7 protein-coding genes are annotated in these 5,368 nt (G+C 67.4%); 2 read left to right on the forward strand and 5 right to left on the reverse strand.

Features of this window, described 5'->3' with window-relative positions; translation table 11 throughout:
- Both phaC and Q0588_RS08700 read left to right on the forward strand, forming a co-directional pair.
- The coding region (gene phaC, locus Q0588_RS08695; RefSeq protein WP_298745559.1) for a class I poly(R)-hydroxyalkanoic acid synthase at positions 1 to 1,536 on the forward strand (1,536 nt) is incomplete at its 5' end.
- Positions 1,533 to 1,907, forward strand: coding sequence for a hypothetical protein (locus Q0588_RS08700; protein WP_298745560.1), 375 nt, complete (start codon positions 1,533 to 1,535; stop codon positions 1,905 to 1,907). The genes phaC and Q0588_RS08700, both read left to right, overlap by 4 nt.
- Here the strand turns inward: Q0588_RS08700 and msrB are convergent.
- The 5 genes from msrB to rplM all read right to left on the reverse strand — a co-directional run bounded on the left by msrB (position 1,894) and on the right by rplM (position 4,873).
- Complete coding sequence (msrB, locus tag Q0588_RS08705) at positions 1,894 to 2,391, reverse strand: peptide-methionine (R)-S-oxide reductase MsrB (protein ID WP_298745561.1); 498 nt, start codon at positions 2,389 to 2,391, stop codon at positions 1,894 to 1,896. The two genes, Q0588_RS08700 and msrB, sit on opposite strands and share 14 nt — an antisense overlap.
- A 47-nt stretch (positions 2,392 to 2,438) precedes the next feature.
- Positions 2,439 to 3,413: an N-acetyl-gamma-glutamyl-phosphate reductase gene (argC, locus tag Q0588_RS08710; protein ID WP_298745562.1), complete on the reverse strand. Its 975-nt coding sequence runs from the start codon at positions 3,411 to 3,413 to the stop codon at positions 2,439 to 2,441.
- A gap of 6 nt (positions 3,414 to 3,419) precedes the next feature.
- Positions 3,420 to 3,794: a hypothetical protein gene (locus Q0588_RS08715; protein WP_298745563.1), complete on the reverse strand. Its 375-nt coding sequence runs from the start codon at positions 3,792 to 3,794 to the stop codon at positions 3,420 to 3,422.
- A 75-nt stretch (positions 3,795 to 3,869) separates the two neighbouring features.
- Positions 3,870 to 4,394: a 30S ribosomal protein S9 gene (rpsI, locus tag Q0588_RS08720; protein ID WP_298745564.1), complete on the reverse strand. Its 525-nt coding sequence runs from the start codon at positions 4,392 to 4,394 to the stop codon at positions 3,870 to 3,872.
- 2 nt (positions 4,395 to 4,396) lie between these two features.
- A complete protein-coding gene (rplM, locus tag Q0588_RS08725) occupies positions 4,397 to 4,873 on the reverse strand; it encodes a 50S ribosomal protein L13 (protein ID WP_298745565.1) in 477 nt (158 codons plus the stop codon).
- Positions 4,874 to 5,368 lie beyond the last annotated feature (495 nt).

Here is a 5,368-nt window from a genome sequence, read left to right on the forward strand (position 1 = left end):
CTGTGGGCCTCCACGACCCGCCGCGCCGCCGGCGAGGAGGTCCCCGCCGCGCCCTCGAAGGACAAGCGTTTCAAGGACCCGGCCTGGTCCGAGAACCCGATGTTCGACGTCATGCGCCAGTCCTACCTGGTCGCCGCCGACTGGATGAACGGCCTGGTCTCCAGCGTCGAGGACATCGATCCGCGCACCAAACGCCGCGCCGAATTCTTCACCAGACTGCTGACCGACGCCTTCTCCCCCTCCAACTTCCTCGCCTCCAACCCGGCCGCACTGAGGGCCCTGGCCGAGACCAACGGCGAATCGCTGGTGAAGGGGATGCAGAATTTCGCCGCCGATCTGGAGCGCGGCGCCGGCAGGCTGAAGATCAGCCAGGCCGACTACGGCCGCTTCGAGGTCGGCAGGAACGTCGCCACCGCCCCCGGCCAGGTGGTCTGGCGCGACGAGCTGTTCGAACTGATCCAGTACGACCCCGCCACCGACCGGCAGCGCGACATCCCGCTGCTGATCTTCCCGCCGTGGATCAACAAATTCTACATCCTCGACCTGCAGCCGGAGAATTCGATGATCCGCTGGCTGTCGGCCCAGGGCTTCACCGTCTTCGTCTGCTCCTGGGTCAACCCCGACGTCGACAAGGCCGGCTACGGCTTCGACGACTATCTGGAGAAGGGCGTCTACCGGGCCGTCGAAAGGACGCTCGAACAGGCCGGGGCCGAGCGCGTCAACGCCGTCGGCTACTGTATCGGCGGCACCTTGCTGGGCGCGGCCCTGGCCCATATGGCCGCGAGGGGCGACGCGCGGGTCGCCGCCGCCACCTTCTTCGCCGCCCAGCACGACTTCGCCGAGGCCGGCGACCTGCTGCTGTTCACCGACGACCACTGGCTGAACGAGATCGAGCAGCAGATGGACGCGGCCGGCGGCGTCCTGCCCGGCGCGGCCATGGCCGAGACCTTCAACGCCCTGCGCGCCAACGACCTGATCTGGTCCTTCTTCGTCTCCAACTATCTGATGGGCAAGGACCCGCCCGCCTTCGACCTCTTGTTCTGGAACGCCGACCAGACCCGGATGCCGAAGAAGCTGCACATGGACTATCTGCGCTCCATGTACGGCCGCAACGCCCTCAGCCAGGGGGAATTCGAGATCGGCGGGATCCGGGCCGACCTGTCGAAGGTGACCATCCCGCTCTATTTCCAGGCCAGCCGCGAGGACCATATCGCGCCGATGGCCTCGGTCTACCGCTCGGCCCGGGCCTTCACGGGCGCCGACGTCACCCTGACCCTGGCCGGCTCGGGCCATATCGCCGGCGTGATCAATCCGCCCTCGGCCGGCAAATACCAGCACTGGATCAATCCGGACCTGCCGGAGACCCTGGCCGAATGGCGGGCCGGGGCCGAGGAGAGGCCCGGCAGCTGGTGGCCGCACTGGGCGGAATGGCTGCACGCCCGCTCCGGCGGCTGGGTTCCGGCGCGGAATCCGTCCACGGGACCGTTGCAGCCCGTCGGGCCGGCCCCCGGCGCCTATGTGAAGGTCAAGTCTTGAACCGCAACGTCAACATCCTGCTGGCCGTGACCAGCGTGCTCGCGCTGTTCCTCGTCACCTTCAGCGCCATCTCCACCGCCTCGGCCGGGCGGGCCCCGGTCTATCTCGCCTGCTCGCTGTTCAGCGCCCTCGGCTTCATGCTGCTCAACGGCCTGTGGATGCACAGCCGCGGGCGCAGGCCCCGGCCGCTGATCGACCGCGCCGCCCCCGTCACCCTGATCCTGGCCATGGTCTTCCCCCTGGCCGTCATCCTGTCGGCCGCCCTGCCGCTGATCGCCCCGGCCGGCGACTACGGCCTGATGCTGATCATGGCCGGAGTCTGGACCGGCCTGACCCTGCAGTCGGCCCGGGCCGCTCTCAAACAGGGTTGAATTGCAGCGCCACGCCGTTGTTGCAGTAGCGCTTTCCGGTCGGTCGCGGCCCGTCGTCGAAGATGTGGCCCTGATGCCCGAGACAACGGGCGCAGTGATACTCCGTACGCGGAATACCTATGGCGAAGTCCGTCTTGGTCCCGATGTTGGCGGAGATGACGTCATGGAAGCTCGGCCAGCCGGTGCCGCTGTCGTATTTCCACCGCGACTGGAACAGCGGCAGCCCGCAGCCCCGGCAGACATAGGTCCCGCGCCGGTGCTCGCCGTTCAGCGGGCTGCTGCCCGGCCGCTCCGTCGCCTCGTGCCGCAACACCTCATAGCTGGCCCGCGGCAGCCGCGCCCGCCACCGGGCCTCGGTGATCCGCCGGAACGGCGAACTGGCGAACCGCCGCTCCGAGGCGTCCGCCGGCCCCGGTGTGCAGGCGTTCAGGCCGACCGCGCCGGCGGTCAGCAACAGATGGCGGCGGGACAGGGCCTGGGTCATGACCGCTGATACGTCGGAACTGCGCCGGCGGTTTCAAGTGCGGCCGATCAGACGAGCCCCGTCGCCTCGTCCAGCCCCAGCATCAGGTTGAGGTTCTGCACCGCCGCCCCCGACGCCCCCTTGCCGAGATTGTCGAGCAGGGCGACCAGCCGCGCCTGCTCCCCGGCCCGGTCGCCGAACACATGCAGACGCATTTTGTTGGTGCCGTTCAGCCCCTCCGGATCGATACCGGTCATGGCCTCGGTCGTCTCCAGCTCGGCCACCTCGACGAAGCGCTCCCCCGCATAGGCCTCGGCCAGGGCCCCGTGCACCACCTCGACCGACGGCGACCCGGGCAACGCCCCCAGGTGCAGCGGAACCTCGACCAGCATCCCCTGCCGCCAGGCCCCCACCGCCGGGGCGAACAGCACCGGCCGCTCCAGCCCGGTGTGCCGCGTCATCTCCGGCACATGTTTGTGCCTCAGCGACAGGCCATAGGCGCGGTAGGCGGGAGGAGCCTCCGTCGTCGTCACCCCCCGGCTTGACCGGGGGGCGAACTCCGCGATCATCGCCTTGCCGCCGCCCGAATAGCCCGACACCGCATTGACCGTGACCGGCCAGCCCGCCGGAATGATCCCCGCCGACACGAGCGGCCGCACCAGGCCGATGAAGCCGGTCGGATAACAGCCCGGGTTCGACGCCCGCGTCGCCGCCGCGATCTTCTCCCGCTGCCCCATCTCTCCAGATGTCCGGGCCATCTCGGCGAAGCCATAGGTCCAGGCCGGATCGACCCGGAACGCCGTCGAGGCGTCGATCACCCGCACGGCGGGGTTCCCGATCATCGCCACGGCTTCCTTCGCCGCCTCGTCCGGCAGGCACAGGATCACCGCATCGGCGCCGTTCAGCGCTTCGCGCCGCGCGTCCACGTCGCGCCGCCGGTCGCCCAGCAGGATCAGCTCCAGATCGCCGCGCGCCTCCAGGCGCTCGCGGATCTCCAGCCCCGTGGTCCCGGCCTCGCCGTCGATGAAGATGGTGTGGGTCATGTCAGCTCAAAAATAGAAGCCGAGCCGGGAATCTTTCGGCCCAAGAACCGCTCCCGCCTCATACGGCTGGAGGTCGGAATGAACGATCAGTTGACGGCCACCTTCGAACGTCAAGGTCATGGTCAGATGGTTTGTCTCGATCTTGCGGAGCGGCGTTTCCAGCAATCGATGGAAGTTGACCGGCCCCTCATCAAACCACTCCCGATCATGAATCGTCCTGACGCCGTCCTCCGAAACGTACTCCAGAGTGACGCCCGCATCGATGCGACAGTCGTTGGCGAACAGGAACGATACGCTTGTTGCGTTGATGACGATCTGGCTGATGGAACTGTCACCTTCGAGCAGGAAGGCGAGTTTCTCGCTCGGAGGAAAAGGCGTCACTGGCGTCTCCAGCCAAAGAAAAAGGGCGCCCCGGTTTCCCGAAGCGCCCCCATCCAAACCGTATCGTGAAACGGCCTAGCGCTTCGAGAACTGGAACGACTTGCGCGCCTTGGCGCGCCCGTATTTCTTGCGCTCGACGACGCGGCTGTCGCGGGTCAGGAAGCCGTGCGGCTTCAGGACCGGGCGCAGGGCCGGCTCATAGTGGGTCAGGGCGTGCGACAGGCCGTGGCGGATGGCGCCGGCCTGGCCCGACAGGCCCGAGCCCTGGACGGTGCAGTCGACGTCGAACTGGGTGACGCGGTCGGTCACTTCCAGCGGCTGGGCGATCATCATGCGCAGGATTTCGCGGGCGAAATACTGCATCTGATCCTTGCCGTTGATGGTGATCCTGCCGGTGCCCGGCTTGATCCACACGCGGGCGATGGCGTTCTTGCGCTTGCCGGTCGAATAGGCCCGGCCCTGGGCGTCCAGCTTCTGGACATAGACCGGGTGCTCCTCGCCGACGCCGGGGGTTCCCAAGGCCTTCAGGGCGTCGAAGCCGGTCAGGGTCTCGGTCGGGGCGGTTTCGGCGGCGGTGTTTTCAGCAGTCACGTCGGTCATGCTCAGGCGCTCCGGCTGTTCTTGGAGTTGGCCGACTTGAAGTCGATCGTTTCCGGCTGTTGGGCTTCATGGGTATGGGCCGGGCCGGCGAACAGGCGCAGATGGGTCATCTGCTGGCGGGCCAGAGGGCTCTCCTTGGGCAGCATGCGCTCGACGGCCTTCTCGAGCACGCGTTCCGGGAAGCGGCCGTTCAGCACCTTCTCGGGGCTGGTCGACTTGACGCCGCCCGGGTGGCCGGTGTGGCGATAATAGATCTTGTCGGTCAGCTTCTTGCCGGTGAACACCACCTTGTCGACATTGGTGACGACGACATGGTCGCCGCAGTCGACGTGCGGGGTGTAGTCGCCGCGGTGCTTGCCGCGCAGACGGTTGGCGATGAAGGTCGCGAGACGGCCCACCACGACGCCTTCGGCGTCGATGTGGATCCACTTCTTCTCGACCTCGGCCGGCTTCAGCGAAGCCGTGGTGCTCTTCAGCATGACGAGGGTTCCCGGGGAGACGATCGGTGGCCCGTCCCGTGACCGGGATGGGCGGAAGGCGCGCTGATAGAGGAAGCGCCGGGCCTAGTCAATGCAGGTTCGCGCGGCCATATGACGATAGTACTTTGCTTTTATTGGTGATTACTAGAGAGGTATTAAAATACCGTGCCCGTCGCCGCCACCGGCTGGTTCATCACAACGACCACAGCGAAGGCACGACGGACACGACGGGGGCGAGGCCGCACCGGCCCTCCGCGGGCCCTTGGCCCGCCATCAAGTCTTGCGTCTCCCTGACGGGAGCCGCGGCCCGCCGGCCCCGCCGTGGCCGTTGTGAATTCGTCGTGCCCGTCGTGATGAACCCCCGCGCCCGCTGATTGCTGCGCTGCAAATCCGCCGCCGGCCCGCATATTTTCAGAAGCCAACCCGCTGTTTTCCCCAGACATCGCTCCCTCGTCAGCGTCATGAACGCGCCCGGGCAGAAACCCGTCGTACACT

This window comes from uncultured Brevundimonas sp. (genome assembly GCF_937870815.1).
In the GTDB taxonomy this organism is placed as follows: Bacteria; Pseudomonadota; Alphaproteobacteria; order Caulobacterales; family Caulobacteraceae; genus Brevundimonas.

What these genes read in the sequence shown, in the direction of transcription:
- msrB (WP_298745561.1), bottom strand. Translation starts at nt 2,391, where the DNA reads ATGACCCAGGCCCTGTCCCGCCGCCATCTGTTGCTGACCGCCGGCGCG.
- argC (WP_298745562.1), bottom strand. Translation starts at nt 3,413, where the DNA reads ATGACCCACACCATCTTCATCGACGGCGAGGCCGGGACCACGGGGCTG.
- rpsI (WP_298745564.1), bottom strand. Translation starts at nt 4,394, where the DNA reads ATGACCGACGTGACTGCTGAAAACACCGCCGCCGAAACCGCCCCGACC.
- rplM (WP_298745565.1), bottom strand. Translation starts at nt 4,873, where the DNA reads ATGCTGAAGAGCACCACGGCTTCGCTGAAGCCGGCCGAGGTCGAGAAG.